Origin of the sequence: Bacillus sp. 179-C3.3 HS (assembly GCF_047229225.1) — a bacterium.
Taxonomy (GTDB): Bacteria; Bacillota; Bacilli; order Bacillales; family Bacillaceae; genus Bacillus.
Genome location: NZ_JBFEFT010000009.1, coordinates 1 through 19,752 on the forward strand (window position 1 = coordinate 1; position 19,752 = coordinate 19,752).

Sequence of the window (19,752 nt, forward strand, 5' to 3'; positions counted from 1 at the left end):
AGGTTCACAAGTGACTGATGCTCGACCATGACACCCTTCGGTTGTCCAGTCGTACCGGATGTGTAAATCATATACGCGAGGTCATTCGATGTGATCGACACATGTATGTTGTGCGCTTCTCCTTCAACCACCTCTTCGATGTGCAGGACTTGTCCTGTGAAAGTAGGTGGTGCGGTGAGTCCTCTCTGGATGAGAAGCACCTCTGCCCCGCAATCCTCGAGCATATAGGCAATGCGCTGATCTGGATAATCGGCGTCAATCGGAACGAATGCCGCACCTGTTTTCAAAACACCTAGTACAGCGGCCGACATTTCAAGAGATGGACGAGTGAGAATACCTACCCGATCCCCTCGTTTGATCCCGCGAGACATGAGACCCGTGGCGACTGCATTCGCCCGGTTGTTCAGTTCCTCATACGTCCAGCTTGTGTGGCAGAAAGTGGCCGCCTTCAGATGCGGTGATTTCTGCGCCTGGGCTTCAATGAGGGCGTGGACGGTTTGATCTGTCGGAACGTCAAGAGCAGGGCCTGTCCATTCATTGATCAACTCTCGCTGTTGTTGCTGTGATAATAACGGCATTTGTTGTAATGGTTGATCTGGTTCTGAGACGATCTGTTCAAGCAAATAAAGGAAATAATTCTTCCATTTCACGATAGATGACGGATGAAAAATGGACCTATTGAAATCAAAGACAAGCTCGATTTGATCCGAAGATTCTTTACCTGTTAAAGTCAAATCAAATTTTGCCGTTTTCTCCTCAAATGCTTGTGGCACAATGTCAATGTCGCCCATTTCTAAATGTCTGATATCTGCATTTTCCATTGAGAACACAACATCAAAGATTGGGTGTCGACTTGTATCACGAACCGTTTGGACTTGATCCACCAATTCTTCAAACGGGTACAATTGATGTTCATTCGCCTCTAACACAAGGTCATGAACGCTTGACGCAAATTCCGCAAAAGTTTGATGACCTTCAGGTTTTGTTCTAAGCGCCAATGTATTGACAAACATGCCAATGACCGACTGGATATCAGGATGAGTCCGCCCCACAATTGGCGAACCAATGATGATATCTTCTTGTCCAGAAAGTTTACTTAACAATGCACTGTAGCATGTGAGCAGCACGGTATAAGTCGTACTATGCAGTGTTTTGACCAACTCATCTAGCTGCTGTTTAAGCTGCCCGTCAATCGTAAACGTCATCCGATCTCCATCAAAAGTCTGTACTTTTGGTCTCGGAAGGTCTTCAGGCAATGACAATACCGGTAGTTCCCCGTGTAATTGGTTCAGCCAAAATGCTTCTTGTGCCCCTTTTTGTGAAAGGAATTCTTCTCTTTTTGACCAAACTGCGTAGTCCTTGTACTGAACAGGTAAATCCTCTAGTTCATCTCCTCGATACAAGGCTGAAAGCTCATCGATCAAAATACTAACGGATGCACCGTCTGAAATGATGTGATGCATATCAATCAGTAAATAATGAACATCAACAGACACTGGAACAAGACCAATTCTTAGTAATGGTGCCTTTTCCAGATCAAATGGGCGAATAAAGTCATTCATCAATTGTTGAATGTCTCGACCGTTTCCATCTATTTTTTCGATGTTCAACATGACATCTTCTTCAATTCGCTGAACAGGTTCATCTTGAACAAAATCAAAACTCGTACGAAACGCCTCATGACGATGCACTAGTTGATGAACAGCATGAGTAAATCGCTTTTCATCAAATTCGCCTTCAAGTTTGAGCACAGCAGGCATATGATAGCTTCTCTCGGCATTGGACATCTTTTGAAGGACAAACAGCCTTTTCTGAGCAGATGTCACTGGATAATAGTCCGCATGCTCCGCTTTCTCCACACGTCTGATTTCCTGTTGATCTGCCTGTTCAACAGCAAGAGCAAACGCTTCTAAGGTCGGAAATTCAAACAAAGATTTCAAGGTGAACTCCACATGCATCTCTTCGTAAAGTCGATTGAGCATTTTCATACCGCGTAAAGAATGACCACCACATTCGAAGAAATGATCGTGCCTCCCGATTCTCGGCACTTCAAGCACATCTTCCCATATGCGTGCCAACACACGCTCTGTATCAGTTTGAGGTGAGACATACTCATTGACCGCCTCCACACTTCGGCTAGGTGCTGGTAATGCCCGTCTGTCTACCTTGCCGTTACCAGTCAACGGAAGCTCCTCCAACTGCACGAAAAAGGCAGGAATCATATAAACAGGTAATTCACGTGCCACATGCACACGTAAATCCGCTAATGAAACAGCCTCTTCAGCTGTAAAGTACGCACATAAATCATCATTTGAAACCGTGACGATAACCTCTTTCAATTGAGGATGACACAACAACTGGTGTTCAATTTCGCCTAATTCAATGCGCTGTCCGCGAATCTTCACTTGGTGATCCATTCGTCCAATGAACTCAATGTCACCAGTTGATAACCACCTTGCGAGATCACCTGTTTTGTACATCTTCTCACCAGGATGGAACGGATTCTCCACAAATTTATCGTTTGTCAATTCAGGTTGATGATAATAGCCTTTGACCAAGCCATCTCCAGCAACACACAGCTCGCCAGCAACACCCGGCGGCTGCAAGTGACCATTTTCGTCTACAATATAAACTTCCGTTTGACTCACAGGTTTTCCGATTGGGACGGACATCGCCTGTTCCTCCATTTGGTTAACAGGATAGTATGTTGTAAAAATCGTACTTTCAGAAGGCCCGTACATATGAACAAGCTTATCTTTCCCCATCATTTCGAGCGCTGATACGATATGAGGTACTGAAGCACGTTCCCCGCCAAACAGAACCTTTCTCACGTTCTTGAGACTGTCTTTTTTCATATCAATGAGTAAGTGGAAAAGAGCTGTTGTGATCATCAATATACTGACCTTTTCCTTCTCGATCGCTTGAGAAAGTTCATTCATGTTTAAAATGTTGTCTTTTGGCAGTACAATGAGTTTCGCCCCGTTTAATAAAGCACCAAACACATCAAACATAAATGCATCGAAAACATAGTTTGATATGCACATTACTGTATCTTGTTGTTGAATCGTCAGATAATTCGACTGCTTCACCGTTCTTAAAATGTTACGATGTGTCACCATATTTCCTTTAGGTTGGCCTGTTGTTCCAGATGTGTAAGTCAGATTCGCCAAGTCTTCAGGCAAAACAGAGAGTGCTAGATTGTTTTTTGATTGAAGATGGATAGACTCATTCTCGGTTTCAATGATGGTTCCTTCAAAGGCAGTCAGTACCGAACGTTGACGCAGCACTTGATGTGTCAGTAAGAACTGTGCATCACTATCTGTTAAAAAGTGCTTCACACGCTCATCAGGGAAATCAGGATCAATTGGTACATAGACACCGCCCGCCTTTAATACTGCTAGAACAGATAGCACCATCTCATTTGACCGTTCAAAAAATAAGGCCGCAGTCATCCCCTTTTCAAAACCGTTGACTCGCAAATAATGAGCGAGCTGATTCACTCGTTGATTCATTTCCTGATAAGTAAGCACCGTGTCTCCGAATTGAAGCGCAGTCTGATCATTGAACTGATCTACTTGAGCCTCAAATTGTGTCACAATCGTTTCTTCTACAGGATAAGGCGTCGGTAACGGGTTCCACATTTGTAGTTGAGCCTCTGCCTCTTGATCAGACAACAATCGATACGAAGCAATCACTTCTTGCGGTGCTTCCACCATCTGTTCAAGCAAATAAACATAATGCTTCAGCATCTGCTCCGCTGTACTCCGTTTAAATAAAGCCGTACTGTAATCTAGATCAAACGATAAACCATCACTTGAATCCACCGCTTGTAGTGTTAAATCAAATTTTGCAATGTGAAAATTCGTTTCCTCAATCTCCACTTTCATTTCTCCAATTTGCTGTACTGACGAATGATCTGGCGTCAGTGTAAAGACTGTATCAAACAACGGATGACGGCTGAAATCTCGTTGCACGTCCAACTTTTCAAGCAATCGCTCAAATGGGTATTGCTGATGCTCAAATGCTTGCATGGTCTTGTTCTTTACATGCGTAATGAGTTGCGACATTGTACGATTTGAATCGACCTCTGACCGCAGAGCAAGCGTTTGGACAAACATGCCGATCATCTCGTCAAGATCTGCATGAACTCGGCCGGCTGTTGGTGTCCCAACGACGAATTCCTTTTGCCCTGTGTATTTTGCAAGCAACGTATAATAAGCAGAAAGCAATACTGTATACATTGTGGTGTGATGATTCACCGCAAGTTCTTGCAACTTGTCTCTTAGCGTGTCATCTATCACCTTGGTTACACGATCACCCGCAAAAGATTGCACTGCTGGACGCTGATAATCGGTTAGCAATTGTAAAGATGGGATATCTCCGGAAAATTCCTGTAGCCAGAATGCTTCTTCCGTTTGAAGACCATGATCGACTTGATGCTCTTGCCAAACCGCATAGTCTTGATACTGAAGCTTCAATGGTGCTTTCGCCAATCCCTCGTAGGCATCTGACAACTCTCGCAAAATGAAATCAATCGAAAGGCCGTCTGAAATCAGGTGATGCATATCAAAGAACAATAAATGTTCTTCTTCCTGTATGGAAGTCAAACCAATACGTAAAAGCGGTGCACACGCAAGATCAAAAGGTCTAACAAACTGCTGTATGTTCTCTTCCATCGAACAGCCTAATAGCGTTTCTATTTGAAATGGCACAGATGATGCCACTCGCTGACGAGGGACACCTTTGATCGTATGAAATGACGTGCGTAATATATCATGACGCGTAATGAGCCTTTCAAATGCTTCTGTTAACCTTTCTCGCTCTAGCGTTCCTTTTAACCTCACGACGGCCGGCATATGATACGCCATACTTTGATCCAATTGACTCACCATATACACACGTTGCTGTGCAGGTGACAACGGGTAATCTGCCGCAATCGGTGCTTTTGGAATCACCTCTTTAGATGATTCATCTGCTTGTTCAATGTAGGTTGCCAATGCAGCAATCGTCTGCTGCTCAAATAAAACTGACAACGGAACATCCACATGAAAATCGCGCTGGATATGTGTTAACACCGTCATCGCTCTGAGTGAATGGCCCCCTCGATCAAAGAATGAATCATAGACACCGACCTTCTCTTGACCAAGCACTTCTTCCCACAACAGGACAAGCTTTGTTTCTATTTCATTTCTAGGTGCAACATAAACCGCATTGATTGCTTTATCACCTTTTTGTGAAGAGAGCGCACGTCGATCTACTTTTCCACTCACGGTAAGCGGAAACACATCGACTTCTTTGTAATAAAGAGGCACCATGTAAGCAGGCAGCTGACTTTTCATCATCGCTTGTAGCGTATTGATGGATAAACCTTCTTGACTGACTTGATAATACGCACTTAAAACCTTTTCACCGTCTGGTTCATCTACAACCAATACCACCGCTTTTTCGATTCCATCGATTTGCTCCATGACGGCTTCAATTTCACCAATTTCAATGCGGTACCCTCTTATTTTCACCTGATCATCTATTCTTCCAAGATACTCAATCGTTCCATCTGGAAGCCATCTGACGAGATCTCCCGTGCGATACATACGATCATGAGGAACAAATGGATCTGCTTTGAATACGTTGTCTGTCAATTCAGGCTGATTCACATACCCTCGTCCCACACCTATCCCTGCAATACATAGTTCGCCAGCAGCACCGTGCACCTGTAATTGTTCTTGCACATTTAAAATATAAATGCGATGATGCCCGAGCGGTTTCCCAATTGAGACATAACGCTTTTCAGGAGAAGCTTGAAGTTCATTGAGTTCTACCCGATGTACTGTCGCATCTACGCACGTCTCTGTCGGGCCATACACATTCCACAATTGAAAATCAGGCTCACTCATACGAACCGATTCAATCAAGGATTGAGCCGTTTTGGCAGGCAATGCCTCTCCTCCGATGAGCATGTGAGTTAATGAGAGTCCTTCTAAGTTGGCTGCAAGTAAAAGCTGCACATGTGCCGGTGTCCCATCTGCTGCTTCTATTTGTTGTTCTCTATAATAATTTGCAAGCTTCACACCATTTCGAGTTGTTTTTCTTGGTACGATATGAAGCGTATGCCCAAACAAAAGGGCAGCAAAGATTTGCTTCACCGATGCATCAAAATGAAATGGAGCAAGGAGTGCCATGTTTAACTGACTTGCCCCTTGATAGACGTCATGTTGAAGGGCATGGACCAAATGATGTAGCTGAAGATGCTCAATCATCACACCTTTCGGCTTTCCAGTTGTTCCAGATGTATAAATCATATAAGCCAAATCATTCGGCAACGATACATCTACAAGATCAGGCAGTAAACGGTCATCATCTAACACATCGTTTAGCACGACGACCTCTTGTTTTAAGTACGAGTAACGTTCGACCAATGTGTGTTCGGTTAAAATGATTGAAGCACCTGAATCTTCTACAATATATTGTATACGCTCATCAGGGAGTGATGGATCAATCGGCACATACGCTCCCCCAGCTTTTAAAATGCCAAAAATAGCGACCATCGCATCTGCTGTCCGTTCCATTAACACAGCGACAGGCACATCACGAGAAACCCCTTTTTCCTGCAAAAATCTCGCTAGCTTCTCTGACTGTTGATACAACTCACCGTAAGTGAGCGATCCATTTTCTGCTACAATAGCCACCCGTTCAACATTGTCCTTTGCCACCTCATCAAATACATGATGAACCGGTTTTACGTCTGGCAATGGAAACGCTTCTCCTTTAGACAATTGCAGCAGCTCTTTTTGTTCATCTGATGAAAGTAAAGGCAATGTACCAATCAACTGATCAGGCTGTGAGACCGCAGCATCTAGTAAAATGGATAACCGAGCAAACATCATGCGTATGTCATTTTCACTAAATACATCTGTGCGATAATCCAAATCAATCGTTAATGTGTCCGTGTCCCATCGGTCCTTGACATGAATGGAGATGTCATTTAATCCGCTTCCACCAAAAATCGGTTCAGTGATGAAGGAAATGTCCTCTCTTTTTTCCCACTGCATCACCTGATATTCTAATGAAATATCAAAAAGGCGCCCTGTAAATCCCTCTTTCTCTCGTAAATCATTGATGAGCAAATTATATGGGTATTTCTGATGACGCAATACCTTCATCTGATCGGCCATTACATGCTTCACGAAATCTAGGAAAGATTGAGATCCATTGACAGATGCGCGCATCGGGATGGTCGACACAAACATCCCAATCATCTTTTTCTCTTTGGCATTTGTCCGATTGCCCATAAAGGTTCCCAAAACAACATCCTCAATGCCACTAAAACGATGTAAATAAATATAGACGGCAGACAAAAACAGAGACAGCATACTGACTTTTTGTTCTTCACAAAAAGCCCGTAGCTTCTCTTTTATCGAATCCGGAATATCGGCAGAAAACCGCTCCGCTTGTAAGCTCAAATCATATCCATGGTGTTGCTTCAACGAAGCGAAATCTGGGATCGTCGCAAATTGTTCGTTCCAGAAAACTTGATCCTTTTGAAAACGTTTAGAAGATTCATAAGCTTGCTCACTCATGATGTGATCAACGAAGGAAATGTCCTCAACTTGGGCATTTTCCACCCCATGCAACTTGTCATGATATAAATCCATGATGCGATTCCCCATGAGAATAATCGAAATGCCATCCGCTATCACGTGATGAGCTTTACAAAACAGCCAGCATTCTTGATCGCTAATTTGAAAAACCGTGAACTCAAATAGAGAACGATCAATCAAATCCATTGGCTCACGGATCTGTTCGTTCGCCCATGTCCTTACGTCCTTTTCGCTCCAACCTTTGATCAGTTGGATTGGCCATTTCTCATACGGCTTGATATATTGAACAGGCTCTTCCTGCCCGTTTTGATAAACAAGTCTTAAACGAAGAGAATCAGTTTGGCGAATATATTCTTGAAGCACGTCAACGATCATTGAAGGATTCAGACCCGATTCTGATCTTAATCTCGCGAACCCACCCAAGTTGGAAACACTCGTACCTGGATAAAACCGCTCTGTGTAAAATATCCGCTTTTGTGCATGTGTTAAAGGGTAATATACTGTATTCATTCTCATCCTCCGTCTCTTCTACGTTTTTCCACCAATCTAATACGTTGCACCCTCTATATCAAAAGAACCAAGTCTATTTCATTAAAGTAGATGAAATAATGGAAAAAGAGCCCACCCCGAATAAAACGGAGGGACTCCACTTTTCTATTCGGTAGCCTGCCGACCATAGCAAAAAAAGCAACATTTACCTTAGGACATGGCTTTGCGTCTCTACGTTTCCATAGATTTGCCTTTTTCTTCTATTCTTTTAGATATTTTCTATTTACGTCCACTTTATATGAAAGTTTTGGTTTTTTCACCGAAAACTGGGTGTAAAGATTCATGCGTCATACCGAAAGTAATACGAATTAATTTATGATATTTACCGAAAATAATGACAATTAGTTGCGTTCTACCGAAAGAAATGTTCGAAATACCGCAATTTTTCCCCTATCTACCTTATTTTTAGAAAGTTTAACCGAAAATGTAGGTGAGAGGTCTTCTTTCATTTTCCATATTTTCTTAAATCTTAAGAACTATACTCCCTAAATATTTGAACATTTTTACCATAAAAAATTAAAAAAAGAGCTGCCCATTCCCATGACAGCTCCTTGTTTCTTCATTATATTTACATCACCTTCGACAACCCGATTGTTTTCTCAATGACGAGCAACGCAATAATAGAAATGATAATAAATATGACAGATATCGCATTGACACTCGGATCAAAAGTCTGCTCAATGTACGTAAAGGTTCTCACCGGAATCGTGATGGTTTGAGGAGAAGACACGAACAAACTAATTGAAATTTCCCCAAAAGACGTAACAGCAGAAAACACCCCACCTGCAATGATTCCTGGTTTAATTAAAGGCAGTGTCACTCGAAAGAACGTATGAACAGGACCCGCTCCTAGATTCATCGAAGCTAGTTCAAGGCGTGGATCAAGATGAGAGACACTAACCCCAACCGTTCGAACAACATATGGAAAACCAATGATCACATGACCAATAACTAACGCCCATATAGAGCCTGTCAAGCCCATCGCCGTAAACAAGTACAGCATGGCAATACCTAACACCACCTGTGGAATCATAAGTGGTGACAGAATAAACGCTTGAATGGCGTCCCTTCCCTTAAATGAAAGCCTCGCTAACGCATAAGATGCCATGGTACCTAAAAGAACCGTGAGGGGTGTGACAATGACGAGCAATATGACACTCATACGCAGGGACTCCATCCATTCTGGGTTTGACACGACCTCATGAAACCAACGAATTGAAAACGAAGTTGGCGGAAATTCAGGAAAAGCATGTGGACTAAAGGCAGACAGAGCGATAACCAATACAGGCACTGTTAAAAATAGATAAACCAGCGAGCCAGACGTCCAAATGAGGATCGAAAGCAAGCGGTCACCTAATGACTGTTTACGCATGCAATCGCGCCTCCCATCGCTTTAAAAGATAGCTTAATAGACTGACCACAACCAATACAAAGACCAATAAAGTAAATGCCATCGCGGCAGCCAGAGGTAAGTGATATACCTGCATAACCTGTTGATAAATCGACAGTGGAAGCAGCGGTTGCATTCGTCCACCGACCAAAAGAGGTGTGATATAGCTTCCCGCTGCTAGCGAAAAGACAATGATAGCCCCAGTTATCACCCCCGGAATCGTCAGTGGTAACGTGATTCGAAAAAAAGTCCGAATACGCCCAGCTCCAAGACTCATAGAGGCTTGTCTCAAATGGTGATTGATATCAGTTAAGCTCGCCGCAATCGGCAAGACAGCAAATGGCAGCATCACTTGAACATAAGCAACCATCACAGCGTTCATATTCCAAAGCATAGACAATGGTTCCCGAATGATGTGCAGATCCAATAACACACCATTGATCAGCCCATTTTGTGATAGTAGAACAATCCATGCAAATGTACGAATCACAACACTTGTCAAAAGCGGCGAAACGAGGAGGATATAGAAAAATGCCCGTAGTCGCCGGTTAGGGGCTTTTACTAGCACATATGCAGCTGGATAAGCCATCAATAAACAAATCACTGTTGTCTTGATCGCTACCCACACTGTACTTCCTATCGCTTTCACATAAGCATCTGTCGTAAACACTTGCATATATTGTGCAAAACTATACGTTTGCAATGTATTCATCATCGAATCGACATCACGAAAACTGAGGACAGACATCATCACAAGCGGTGCTAGAAGAAATACACAAAGAAACAAACATGCTGGCAGTAGCATCAACCAATGAAATCGCTGATTCTTATTTAACATTCGCATCATATTTGCTCCTTCGAATGTAAGAAAACCAAATCTTCAGGTTGCCAATGAAGATGAACTGTTTCTCCAACTGACGGTAGCTGTGGAAAGGCAGTGTCTGATGCATGTACAATTAGCTCACCAATATCAAGCCCTACCACCAAGCGCAATGAATGCCCGATATAATGGACATCTGCTAAAACACCCGTCACATGGTTCGGCTGATCTTCTTCTTGTTCGAAAGATACACGGATTCTTTCAGGACGAAGCATCAATAAATCATTTTGATATTCTCTCTTCCCCTCATTTGTAGCTGTCTTTAACTGAACATGCTTTCCGTTTACTTGGGTTAAATGTGGCACCGTAAATGTGGCGCTCTCTTTTTCATATGTCGCATCAAACACATTGACTTGCCCAATAAATTCGGCAACAAACCGATTAATTGGCTGACGATACACCTCTAATGGCGTTCCAATCTGTTGGATTTTCCCCTCTCCTAAAATCCCAATGCGGTCCGAGAGACTTAAGGCTTCTTCTTGATCATGCGTCACGAGAATCGTCGTGATCCCGACATTCCTTTGAATTTTTCGAAGCTCTGTCTGCATGTTTTGTCTCAGCTTCGCATCTAAGTTACTAAGTGGTTCATCTAGAAGGAGGACAGCTGGCTGGATTGCAAGTGCCCTTGCAATCGCCACTCGCTGCTGTTGTCCTCCGCTCAACTGATGCGGCATACGTTTTGCATATGTCTCTAATTGGACGAGAGACAAACTTTCCATGACCTTTTGTTTAATTTCTGCTTTCTTCCTCTTTTGAACCTTCAATCCGTACGCCACATTATCAAATACTGTAAGATGTGGGAACAAGGCATAACTTTGAAACACCATACCCGTTTTTCTTTGATAAGGAGGCAATGACGTCACATTCTGACCTCCAATATAGACCATTCCATTTGTAGGTTCTAAAAAACCACCAATGATATTGAGTAATGTTGACTTCCCGCAGCCACTAGGACCTAATAGAGAAAAAAATTCCCCTTCATTCACTGTCAAACTCACATCATGAAGAGCAATTTGTTCGCCGAAATGCTGACTGATGTGGTCTAAATTGATTCTACTCATGGACCTATTTCCCTCCGCCGAATATTTCGTTCCAACGGTTTGTCCATTGACTAAGCTCTGACGTAGCTGTCTCGTAATCTACCCAAGTCAACTTGCTATAATAGTTCTCTCCAACCTTTACTTTCCCCTTAATCTTGTCCCCATATTTCACGTCGGAATTTGACATGCCATAATAAGATACTTCCGAAAATGCTTCCTGCGCTTCTTTTCCACTTAAGTAGTTTAATAACTTGTAAGCAGCTTCCTCATGCTGACTTCCTTTCGTTAACGCCCAGCTCGCAACAGCCGCAACAGCACCTTCTTTTGGGTATGAAAAACCGATATCCAACCCTTCCTCTTCTAGCGCAAATATTCTGCCATCCCAATATGGAACTGCAACCACGTCTCCTCGCTCTAATAGGGTTTGAATAGAGCCTGGATTATCTGGAAAAGCGGCGACATTTTCTTTCAGTTGGGCTAGGCTTTTAAATGCTTTATCCACATCTTTTGGATTTGCTTCTGATCCTCCTTGTGCATGGATCAGAGCAGAGAAGAACTGCAAACCGGCTGAATAGGTTGGAGAAGAAATGGCAATCTTCCCTTCAAGCTGGCTGCTCCACAGATCGGTCCAGCTGTTCGGCTCCTGTTTAACAAGATCTTTTCTATAAGCAATACCAAGCTGTCCCATACTAAAACCGGCAGCATATTGTTTGCCGTCAACAGTCAGTTTCTTTTGAACGGAACGATACAGTTTTTTCACATTCGGTGCTTTTTCTTCATCAATTGGCTCAAGAACATTTGCGGCAATTCCTCTTTGGATGGTATCAGGCTGTAAAATAAGTAAATCGTATGGAGGATTTTTGCCATTTGACGCTTTTAATTTCGTGAACCATTCTGAATCTGCACCAGAGACGGTTTGAACTTTGATGCCAGTATCTTTTTCAAATGTCTCAAAAATCGGTTTTATATTCTTCTCCCAATCACCGCCATATACCCCAACGATGACAGACTGCTGTTGATTGCTTTGATCCTGTCCAATCCCGCTACAAGCAGTCAGGAACAGGACAACGGATAAGATGCTTCCAAATATAGCAATTCCTCTTTTTTTCATGATTCATTTCCCCTTTTTTGATGATTTATCTCACGTAGTGCTTGAATCACATCCAACTTTGTTAACGGTTCGTTTCGATGAAGAAAATAGGCATGCACTGCGTGCTTAAAGTGCGTACGTGTATTTGCTGGGTAAGAACGAAGCTGAACAGCCAACTCACTACTTGCTTCATCCGTCCATACTTTCTCATATCTCTCTCTTTGTTCTCCAAAATCCCAAATGACTTCGGAAGCCGGAGATTCGCGAACCATTCCTCGAAGTGAATTTGTTTTGTCTTCATCAATCTTCCATGAATTGTTCTCCTGATAAACGACGACACCATATTGTTGTCGTGCTCTCTCTTTACTAAGAAGACCTGCTTCTACTTCTTGAAGAACCAGTTCTTGATTTCTGCCAAATGGGCTTCCCCATCCTCCCCCACTTGGTGAAATCAATGAAACCCTATCACCTTTCTCCAGACGCAGGACATCAATTTTCGGCTCGTCTAGTTCTTGGCCATTTTGTCTCGTAAGTTTCACTTCACCAATTGCACCTGCTCGGCCACCCATTAGTCCCCAAGGTTGAAATCTCATTCGTTCCATGCCTCTTGCCGTGACCATCGATTCAGGCTTGACCATCTCAAATTCTAACCCAATGGCGTGACCACCCCTACTTTCTCCCGCACCACCCGTATCCGGTATCAATTCGTATCGGTGCACATGAATATCAATATGCTGTTCTAAACTCTCAATCGGTGTATTTTTTAGAAACCCTGATGAATGATCAATCCCATCAACACCATCAACACCCTTTTGTGCACCACCGCCTCCGCCTAACGGTTCCACAACAGACATGATCCTTCCACCTGTTTGATGATCGGGAACAGAAAGCACAACAATAGCTGATTGCCCTGCTCCCGCTGCTGGGACTGCCTCTGGTAATAACTGACTCATTGCACCTAGCACGACATTGTATAGTCTCATCGTAATTGCATGCCTAATCCCGACAGAGGCTGGGTATTCTGGATGGACAAGCGTCCCTTTTGGGGAGATGACGTCTATCGGAAATGTTAATCCACCGTTGATCGGTATATATGGGTCCATACTAATGATGTAATGAATCAATCCTTGGTACAAGAAGGAGTGCTTTTGGCCATTAGTGACAAGGTTAAATGCAGTTTTCACTTGTGGATCACATTCTGAAAAGTCCAACGTCATCCGTTTCCCTTTGACAGTCAGTTTCACTTTTAATCGGATAGGCACGTCTGAAATCATGTCGTCATCCAGATAGTCAGCAAATTCACTTGTTCCATCAGGAATCGCTTCGATGACCTTTCCTGCACGATCCTCGGCTTGCTTCAACAAATCAAACATTCCTTGCTTTACGTCGTTCTTGCCAAATTTCTCAATCATTTCTTTCAAGCGAATCTCCGCCGAATGAACAGCAGCGATCATGGCATTCATATCTCCATCATTGAAATGACTTGCCCTGCTATTGGCTCTCAGGAATGAGCGAACTACTTGATTCTCTCTTCCCGCTTCATAAATTTTAACAGGCGGGATTCTTAATCCCTCTTGATGAACATCAGTGGCTGTTGGTGAAATACTTGAAGGCACAAGACCGCCTACATCGCTGACATGAACAAACGACCAAGCATAACTAATGATCTCATCATCTACAAAAATGGGTTTTATGATATGAACATCTGGCAAGTGAGTGGCTAACCCATCAGTCGTATAAGGATCATTCGTAATGATAATATCTCCTGGCTGAAGTGGGCCGCTTTCGTCTATGGCCTTTTTTAGATTAAGCCCTAAAAAGATGGTCACACCAACAGATTTCGGATACACAAAGAAATCTCCAGATGGCGTTGCTAAAGCTGTCGCAAAATCAGCAGATTCTTTTACAAAGGTCGTAAATGACGTCCGTTCAATGACATGTCCCATCCCAGATGCAATCGCATTAAAGTAACTGCGTATCATTTCAAGCTTTGCTGGATCGGTTCTCATAACAAGTCTCCTCCAATATCACCAAGTTTCCGGAAGCATCAACTTCACCAACCCAGTCGGGCAAGATCAATATCGTGGTGTCATCCTGCTCAACAATGGCAGGACCCTTCACGATAGTACCTACAGGTAGAGTACTTCGGTTAAAAATGGATGCCTCGTACGCTTTTTCTTCTATAAAAATGCGTCTATGTGCGATGGGCTTCAATGGCTGATCGTTTCTTTTATGAACAGTAGAAAAAGGAAGTGGCGGGCTCTTTCCGATCACTCGAACCCTTAAATGCGTCAATTCAATTTTTGCCTGCACATCACTATGTCCATATTGGCGCTTATGCAGCTCATGAAATGCTTCGATGAGATATTGGACGTCTTGTTCTTGCTTCAACCATTCAGGTGATATCGGCAATTCAATTTCAAATGCCTGACCTTGATAACGTGCATCAGCCAATAATAGAATGGACGTCTTTTTCATATGTTGAATCTGTTGTTGATTAAACCAATCCGTCGCTTCATGCACTAACTTCTCGTAATCTTGTTTTAACTGTTCAATCTGTTCATCTTGCAAACATATTTTTTTAGATAAGACAGCATCATGCATAAAATCGGCTGTAAGTGCACCCAAAGCACATAATGTGCCAGGACTTGGCGGAACGATCACATTTTTAGCATGTATTTCTCTTGCAAGGAAGTTGGCCACGACAGGACCCGCACCGCCAAACGCGAGTAAACTAAAATCTCTAGGATCAATTCCGTGTTGCTCCATCACATTACTTAATTCCGTGTACATATTGGCCACAGCCACTTGAATCAACTGATCAGCTGCCTGTTCCACCGTTTGATTTAAATGATCAGCAATTGGCTGGAAGGCCATTTTCGCCGCAGATAGTTGTAACTGCAAATGTCCACCGGCAAACCTTGCTTGATTGAGATAGCCACAAATCAGAAACGCATCTGTTAAAGCCGCCTTTTTCTCCTTTCCATATGAAGCTGGCCCAGGGTGGGAACCGACCGACTCAGGTCCTGCCTTTAACAATCCCCCTCGATCAACCCACGCCACAGAACCACCACCAGCTCCTATTGAATACATCGCAACGGATGGCAGAATGAGAGGAAAGCCAGAAATCTGATTTGATTGAGTCATTGTCGGTTGTCGATGTTGAATAATGGAGATATCCGCACTTGTACCACCAACATCAAAAGTAATCACATTGGATTCGTTCGCAGATGCTGCAATTCTTGTAGCACCAATGACCCCAGCTGCCGGTCCTGAAAAAAGGGTTTTGACTGGTGAGATTGATGCACTTTCTGCATCCATTAAACCACCATTTGATTGGGTAATGTATGGAGAAATAGGTACACTTTCGTCTTTCAAGCGACTTTTTAATGTTTGTAAATAATGCTTCACCTTTGGTTGGATATACAAATTGATGACCGCCATTACTGTACGCTCATATTCCCTCATTTGAGGCCATAATTCAGAAGAAGTCAGAACGTCTAGATGTGGATAGTGGTCCCTTATATAGGCTTTTGCCTGCAATTCATGAACTGGATTTCGATAACTATGTAAAAACGAAATGACTATACCTGCTAACTTTTCGGAGATGACCTGCTGTACAGCTTCGTCTAATTGCTGGAGTTGGAGAGTTTTTTTGATCGTACCATCGTGTAACAACCTCTCAGAGATAGGATATACATGCTGACGTGGTATCAATGGTTCTGGCAAACGCGAATGAAAGTCATAAGGGACAGGTAGCCGCAAACGTTGCAATGACAAGATATCTTGAAAACCCTCTGTTACGAAAAGGGCTAAATTTGCTCCCTTTCGCTGTAATAACGTATTCAAGCCAATCGTCATCCCATGCACGAGATAATGGATTTTTGATAAATCGATGTTCATCTTCTCTAAAAGGTTTAACCCATTGATAATTCCCTGAGCCGGGTCATCTGTCACTGTAGGTGTCTTGAGTTCTATCAACTCTCCTGTCGCTTCGTGTATCAACGATAAATCTGTAAATGTTCCACCTATATCTATCCCAAGACGATAGAAGTCATTTGCCATTTGCCCTTCCCTCCTTCGATGTAAATAGAATCATAATTTGAAAAATTAAGGTAATTTTTATGTTTGACTCCATATTATTAAAGCCTATCTTTCTAGTCAATTTTATTTTTTAGATTTTCTGTGTGTTAAATTCTCGAAATCGAGCCAAAAAGTTTTGAAAAAGCCATTTCCCTCAACAATAAAGCCTTACTTTATAAGAAAAATGAAATTTTTATGATTTCATCCAAATTTAAAAACAAAACATACACGAAAAAACGATTTTTGAATTTTAAAAGACGGTTTTTCAAAATCAGGAGAAATTAGCCAGTCATTCTGCTATACTTCTTTTTACAAAATACGCAAATCAGAAAGTGAGCTAACACCTATGAAACGTCTTAAAACGATTCTTTTGCTCTTCATCATTGTGATTGGTGTCGCTACAGGCTATATCCAGTTAGAGCAAAATAAACAAGAGACTGATGCATCTTATGACAAAACCATTCATTTTCCATCAGACCGTTATCCTGAAACAGCGAGGCATATCGAAGAAGCCATTGATGAAGGTCATTCATCTATTTGCACGATCGACCGTAAAAATAGCGATGATCAAAGAGATGAATCTCTCAGGGGTATTCCAACAAAGGATGGATATGACCGTGACGAATGGCCAATGGCGATGTGTAAAGAGGGCGGGTCAGGAGCTTCTGTGAAGTATGTACGCCCATCAGATAATAGAGGCGCAGGTTCTTGGGTGAGTCATCAATTATCTGATGATCCTGATGGGACAAAGGTGCGTTTTATTATTGAGTAAAATGGTTTGTCTTTTCTTAATAAAAAAAATGTGATGTAACAACAGTAGCCTATTTCAAACTACCTTTTTATGCCGATATTCCTTTAGAAGGGAATCATCCCTAATACCTAAAGGAGTAAAAACGCATGAAGAAAAAAGGAAAACTGAAGCTAGGAGCCAAAATATTATTAATCTTTTTAAGTGTCCTCATTGTATTTTCAGCAGTTGTTGGTTATGTTGTGAATCATGAAATGACAAAGAACATCGAGGAAATGGCCACTGAAAAAGCAAGAGGGGACATGACCCTAGGGTTCGCTTATATCGATGAAAAGATTACTGGCTCATGGCAAATAAAAGATGGCATGCTTTACAAAGGGAATACAAAAATCAATGATCATTTCACACTGGTTGATCAATTGGCCGATTTTACTGGGGATACCATTACGATTTTCCAAGGAAGCACACGTGTCGCAACAAATGTGATGGTAGATGGGAAACGTGCTGTGGGTACAGAAGTCTCACCTGAAGTAAAAGCCAAAGTTTTAGAGCAAGGAGAAAATTATTACGGAACAGCAAACGTAGCCGGAAAAGACTATCAAACAGCTTATATGCCCATTAAAAATGAAGCTGGCGAACCGATTGGTATTTTCTATACTGGTGCAAACCAATCTATGATTACACAAATGCTTCAATCATTTTTTGTTCAATTTATCATTGTCCTAGTACTAAGTCTGATTGTTTCTGCTATTATTATTTCTATTTTTACAAAACGAATCCAGACACGTCTCCAAAAGCTAGCTTCTGCCATTAAAAGTGCTGGCGAAGGAGATTTGACAATCAACGTGACCGACCCAACTGGAGATGAACTCTCCGATCTGGCTGTACATTTTAATAAAATGCGTGAAAAATTGAATCAAACCATTTTAAATGTGATGAATACGTCGGAGTTGGTTGCTACTTCCTCTGAACAGCTATCAGCTAGCGCAGAAGAAACAAGTGCAGCTTCGGAGAAAATCACCCACACCATTCAGGAAGTTGCCCAATCATCAGAAGAGCAGTCCTCACAAATGACTGCAAGTGAACACACGATGACTCAAGTAGCAGACGAACTGAAGAACATTACAGAAAATGCTGAACAGATGGCATCAAGAAGTCAATTCGCACAAGAAAAAGCCCAAAAAGGGGTAGAGAATATTGGTGAAGTCAATTCACAAATGACATCTATCGCCAAGTCGATTGAGGAGAATGGTACTGCCATCCAAGCACTCGAAACACGTTCAGTCGAAATTGATCACATTTCCAAAATCATCACAGACATTGCAGATCAGACGAACCTTCTTGCACTGAATGCAGCAATTGAGGCAGCACGAGCAGGTGAACATGGCAAAGGTTTTGCTGTTGTAGCAGACGAAGTCAGAAAGCTTGCTGAAGAATCTCAATCATCTTCAAACATGATCTCACATCTCATTTCAGAAATTCAAAAAGAGATGAAACATTCGACGAGTGCCATCAAACGTGTAAGAGAAGAAGCTGCACAAGGAGCCGTTCTAATCTCTCATACAGAAGCATCGTTTACTGACATTCAGCAATCAATGCGAGAAATAGCTGATGGAATTCAGCATCTATCACGTGCATCACAAAAAATTGCCGCGTATACAAACGATGCGAAACAAACGTTTGCATCTATTACAGAAGGCGTCAAAATGACAAGTGAACATTCACAGCAAGTGGCTGGCTTAACAGAAGAACAGTTTGCTGCAATGGAAGAAGTTACAGCATCTTCTGAAGCTCTTGCACATTTAGCAGCAGATTTAAAAGAAATGGTTTCACAATTTCACATCTAGATCCCTCAAACAATCAATATGGGCAAGACGGTACAATCGTCTTGCTCCATAAATCATCTCCAAGAATCATTCTTTCAAACTTTCACAATACAACGTATGCACGAATAAAAAATGAACCTCAAAAGGAGTTTTTATATGAATGTTTTAAATGAAATCTATCCTCTTTCAATCTCTTATCATCAAATAACGGTGTATGCAGGTAGCCAGACTCCCCCTGTCATCAATTGGACAGATGAAGCCATTCAACAAGGATATGCAACCGGAGATAACGGAGTCTCTTTCGAAGGAATTAACAATGGCAAAGCTTCTATTATCGCAACATTAGACAACCTTGATCCCCCACCATCTGTTGAGAGAATGATCACAGTGCCATTTCACCAATCAAATGATCATGTCCATATCACAAGCGTCATGTCACAAGTTCTGTCTTTTCCCATTCCAAAAGGCAACTATGAGCTGACGTGCTATTACTCGAGACAATCTGATCATGACATGTATTATTTTCACTTTAAGAGTGTCTAAGCTGT

10 protein-coding genes and 1 riboswitch are annotated in these 19,752 nt (G+C 42.3%); of the genes, 3 read left to right on the top strand and 7 right to left on the bottom strand.

Translation table 11 applies throughout. From position 1 onward, the window contains the following. The 7 genes from AB1K80_RS07745 to AB1K80_RS07775 form a co-directional block, all read right to left on the bottom strand. On the bottom strand, positions 1-8,108 hold an 8,108-nt coding region (locus tag AB1K80_RS07745), incomplete at its 3' end, for an amino acid adenylation domain-containing protein (RefSeq protein ID WP_412856040.1). Positions 8,109-8,255: 147 nt separating this feature from the next. Then, a riboswitch (cyclic di-GMP riboswitch) is annotated at positions 8,256-8,349 on the bottom strand. A 366-nt stretch (positions 8,350-8,715) separates the two neighbouring features. Beyond that, on the bottom strand, positions 8,716-9,519 hold the full coding sequence (locus AB1K80_RS07750) for an ABC transporter permease (RefSeq protein ID WP_412856041.1): 804 nt from the start codon (positions 9,517-9,519) through the stop codon (positions 8,716-8,718). Further along, positions 9,512-10,381 carry an ABC transporter permease gene (locus AB1K80_RS07755; RefSeq protein ID WP_412856042.1) on the bottom strand — a complete coding sequence of 290 codons (870 nt, stop codon included), beginning with the start codon at positions 10,379-10,381 and terminating at the stop codon, positions 9,512-9,514. The genes AB1K80_RS07750 and AB1K80_RS07755 overlap by 8 nt, the downstream gene beginning before the upstream one ends. Then, on the bottom strand, positions 10,381-11,478 hold the full coding sequence (locus AB1K80_RS07760) for an ABC transporter ATP-binding protein (RefSeq protein WP_412856043.1): 1,098 nt from the start codon (positions 11,476-11,478) through the stop codon (positions 10,381-10,383). Before AB1K80_RS07760 ends, AB1K80_RS07755 begins: the two co-directional genes overlap by 1 nt. Positions 11,479-11,482: 4 nt before the next feature. After that, a complete protein-coding gene (locus AB1K80_RS07765) occupies positions 11,483-12,568 on the bottom strand; it encodes an ABC transporter substrate-binding protein (RefSeq protein WP_412856044.1) in 1,086 nt (361 codons plus the stop codon). Next, positions 12,565-14,556, bottom strand: coding sequence for a hydantoinase B/oxoprolinase family protein (locus AB1K80_RS07770; RefSeq protein ID WP_412856045.1), 1,992 nt, complete (start codon positions 14,554-14,556; stop codon positions 12,565-12,567). Before AB1K80_RS07770 ends, AB1K80_RS07765 begins: the two co-directional genes overlap by 4 nt. Beyond that, on the bottom strand, positions 14,531-16,612 hold the full coding sequence (locus tag AB1K80_RS07775; protein ID WP_412856046.1) for a hydantoinase/oxoprolinase family protein: 2,082 nt from the start codon (positions 16,610-16,612) through the stop codon (positions 14,531-14,533). The genes AB1K80_RS07770 and AB1K80_RS07775 overlap by 26 nt, the downstream gene beginning before the upstream one ends. Positions 16,613-16,976: 364 nt before the next feature. Between AB1K80_RS07775 and AB1K80_RS07780 the strand changes: the two genes are divergently transcribed. From AB1K80_RS07780 to comJ, 3 genes are all read left to right on the top strand, one after another. Continuing rightward, positions 16,977-17,402, top strand: coding sequence for a sporulation protein (locus AB1K80_RS07780; protein WP_412856047.1), 426 nt, complete (start codon positions 16,977-16,979; stop codon positions 17,400-17,402). Positions 17,403-17,527: 125 nt separating this feature from the next. Next, on the top strand, positions 17,528-19,225 hold the full coding sequence (locus tag AB1K80_RS07785) for a methyl-accepting chemotaxis protein (RefSeq protein ID WP_412856048.1): 1,698 nt from the start codon (positions 17,528-17,530) through the stop codon (positions 19,223-19,225). A gap of 135 nt (positions 19,226-19,360) precedes the next feature. Then, positions 19,361-19,747, top strand: coding sequence for a competence protein ComJ (gene comJ / locus AB1K80_RS07790; protein ID WP_412856049.1), 387 nt, complete (start codon positions 19,361-19,363; stop codon positions 19,745-19,747). Positions 19,748-19,752: the final 5 nt, after the last annotated feature.

Bases quoted from the DNA above. Each gene is read 5' to 3' on its own strand.
- AB1K80_RS07780 (WP_412856047.1), top strand. From the start codon at position 16,977: ATGAAACGTCTTAAAACGATTCTTTTGCTCTTCATCATTGTGATTGGT.
- AB1K80_RS07785 (WP_412856048.1), top strand. From the start codon at position 17,528: ATGAAGAAAAAAGGAAAACTGAAGCTAGGAGCCAAAATATTATTAATC.
- AB1K80_RS07760 (WP_412856043.1), bottom strand. From the start codon at position 11,478: ATGAGTAGAATCAATTTAGACCACATCAGTCAGCATTTCGGCGAACAA.
- AB1K80_RS07750 (WP_412856041.1), bottom strand. From the start codon at position 9,519: ATGCGTAAACAGTCATTAGGTGACCGCTTGCTTTCGATCCTCATTTGG.
- AB1K80_RS07775 (WP_412856046.1), bottom strand. From the start codon at position 16,612: ATGGCAAATGACTTCTATCGTCTTGGGATAGATATAGGTGGAACATTT.
- comJ (WP_412856049.1), top strand. From the start codon at position 19,361: ATGAATGTTTTAAATGAAATCTATCCTCTTTCAATCTCTTATCATCAA.
- AB1K80_RS07755 (WP_412856042.1), bottom strand. From the start codon at position 10,381: ATGCGAATGTTAAATAAGAATCAGCGATTTCATTGGTTGATGCTACTG.
- AB1K80_RS07765 (WP_412856044.1), bottom strand. From the start codon at position 12,568: ATGAAAAAAAGAGGAATTGCTATATTTGGAAGCATCTTATCCGTTGTC.
- AB1K80_RS07770 (WP_412856045.1), bottom strand. From the start codon at position 14,556: ATGAGAACCGATCCAGCAAAGCTTGAAATGATACGCAGTTACTTTAAT.